This window comes from Amycolatopsis rhizosphaerae, assembly GCF_007713715.1.
GTDB lineage: Bacteria > Actinomycetota > Actinomycetes > Mycobacteriales > Pseudonocardiaceae > Amycolatopsis_E > Amycolatopsis_E rhizosphaerae.
The window spans coordinates 1-2392 of record NZ_VJWX01000733.1 but is presented as its reverse complement, the minus strand read 5'-3'; the positions used below and the strand labels follow the sequence as shown (position 1 = coordinate 2392).

General features: G+C 71.3%; 3 protein-coding genes. 2 read left to right on the top strand and 1 reads right to left on the bottom strand.

The window, feature by feature from the left end:
- Positions 1-834, top strand: an 834-nt coding sequence (locus tag FNH05_RS36175) for a glycosyltransferase family 2 protein (RefSeq protein ID WP_144593338.1), incomplete at its 5' end; no start/stop codon positions are given.
- A gap of 38 nt (positions 835-872) precedes the next feature.
- On the opposite strand, the gene FNH05_RS36170 is transcribed toward FNH05_RS36175, so the two are convergent.
- Positions 873-1283, bottom strand: coding sequence for a hypothetical protein (locus FNH05_RS36170; RefSeq protein ID WP_186382915.1), 411 nt, complete (start codon positions 1281-1283; stop codon positions 873-875).
- Positions 1284-1461: 178 nt separating this feature from the next.
- Between FNH05_RS36170 and manB the strand changes: the two genes are divergently transcribed.
- On the top strand, positions 1462-2392 hold a 931-nt coding region (gene manB, locus FNH05_RS36165), incomplete at its 3' end, for a mannose-1-phosphate guanylyltransferase (RefSeq protein ID WP_144593337.1).

Below are 2392 nucleotides of genomic sequence, written 5' to 3'. Positions count from 1 at the left end.
GGGCTGGCCGTGGTCGTGGTGACCTATTTCCCCGGCGACGACCTGGCACGCTTCCTCGACACCCTGGAGGCGGCGACCACGCGCGACGTGCGCGTGGTGATCGCGGACAACGACTCCACCGACGACGCGCTCGACAAGGCCGCCGAGCGCAGCAACGTGCACCTGCTGCGCATCGGCGAAAACCTGGGTTACGGCGCCGCCGCCAACCGGGGTGTGGCCGAACTCGACGACTCCTACGGCTGGGTGGTCGTGGCCAATCCGGATCTGGAGTGGGAGCCGGGTTCGCTGGACGTCCTGCTCGACGCCGCCCGGCGCTGGCCGCGCGCGGGGGCGTTCGGGCCGCTGATCAAGGAACCCGACGGGTCGGTGTACCCGTCGGCACGGCTGCTGCCGTCGATGGGGCGCGGCATCGGGCATGCCGTGTTCGGCAAGATCTGGCCCGCCAACCCGTGGACGCGGGCGTACCGCCAGGAGAAGGCGCCGGTGGAGCGGACCTCCGGCTGGCTGTCGGGTTCGTGCGAACTGTTCCGGCGGGAGGCCTTCGACTCGGTCGAAGGGTTCGACCCCCGGTACTTCATGTACTTCGAAGACGTCGATCTCGGTGACCGGATCGGGCGCGCCGGATGGCAGAACGTCTACGTGCCCTCGGCGGCGGTCACGCACATCGGCGGCAAGGCGACCTCACGCGTGCCGAAGAAGATGCTGGCCGCGCACCACGCCAGCGCCTACCGCTACCTCGCCGACCGGCACCGGGGTCCGGCCTGGAAGCCCGTCCTGGCCGCGATCAAACTCGGCCTGCAGCTACGCCTGAAGATCGAAACCCGCGGCCTGTAGCCCCGCGCGAGGGTGCCCTGCCCGCCGCGGACGTGGGGTCACAGGCCTTCGAGGCGGCGCGAGAGGTCGGAACGGCCGGTGGACTGGGTGGTGGTGGGGATGAGTCCCTCCACCTCCCGCTCCTGGGCCTGCGCCTGTGACCGCGCCGGGGGCTGGGCCTGCCCGGCCTGAGCGCGCGGGTGCCGCAGCGGCTGGGTGACCGGGCTCAGATCGACCCTGGTGCCCGGCTTCTCCGGCAGGCTGCCCTGCACCGAGTCGATCACCGAGGCGGGCACCACGGCGGTGGTGTCCGGGTCCTCGCCGCGATCGATGCGGTTGACCACGTCCCGCGGGATCTGCTGGGTGTTCGACGCGTCCATCGGAGAGATCGCGTCATCGGGTGTGACGACGAAGGCGCCGCGGGCCCTCGCTCGAGCCAGCAACGCGTCCGCTCGTTCGCGGGGGTCCATCCGCTCGGCCTCCCGACTCGACCTGAGGCCCTCTCCGACCGGGGCCACCCGTGTGCTGTCTAGGGTAGGCCCTCCAGGCGCTCGCCGTCAGTGTTTCCCGCGGCTTGTCGTCCGGCGGACACGTGATAGGAACGGAATCGAGCGTTTCGGGCATTCGGGAACGCGCAGGGAGGAAGCTGTGACGTCGGAGCTCGCTGTCGACGCGGTGGTGCTCGTGGGTGGCAAGGGGACCCGCCTGCGCCCGCTGACGCTGTCCGCGCCCAAACCGATGCTGCCCACGGCGGGTGTTCCGTTCCTGACCCACCTGCTGTCCCGCATCCGCGCGGCCGGCATCAGGCACGTGGTGCTCGGCACGTCGTACCAGGCCGAGGTCTTCGAGCGGTACTTCGGCGACGGTGGCGCGCTCGGCCTTGAACTCGAGTACGTGGTGGAGAACGAGCCGCTCGACACCGGTGGTGCCATCCGCAACGTCTACGACCATCTGCGCGCCGAGCACGCGGTGATCTTCAACGGCGACATCCTCTCCGGCGCCGACCTCGGCGCGCTCGTCCGGGCGCACCACGACGCCTCGGCCGACGTCACCCTGCATCTGCAGCGGGTGGACGATCCGAGCCGGTTCGGCTCGGTGCCGACCGATCCGGACGGCCGGGTGACCGCGTTCCTGGAGAAGACCCCGAATCCGCCGACGGACCAGATCAACGCCGGCTGCTACGTCTTCCGCCGCTCGGTGATCGAGTCCATTCCGGCCGGTCGCCGCGTTTCCGTGGAGCGCGAGACCTTCCCGGGGCTGCTGGCCGCCGGGGCGCACGTGCACGGTTTCGTGGACGCCTCGTACTGGCTCGACGTGGGCACGCCCGAGGCGTTCGTGCGAGGTTCGGCGGATCTGGTGCGCGGGCTCGCGCCCACCTCGGCCCTGCCCGGGCCCACCGGTGAGGCGCTGGTGCTCGACGGGGCGAAGGTGATGGCGGACGCGGAGGTGAGCGGCGGTTCGACGATCGGCGCGGGCACCGAGATCGCCGCGGGCGCGAGCGTCGCCGGTTCGGTGCTGTTCGACGGAGTGACCGTCGAGGCGGGCGCGGTGATCGAGGACTCCGTGATCGGGGCGGGGG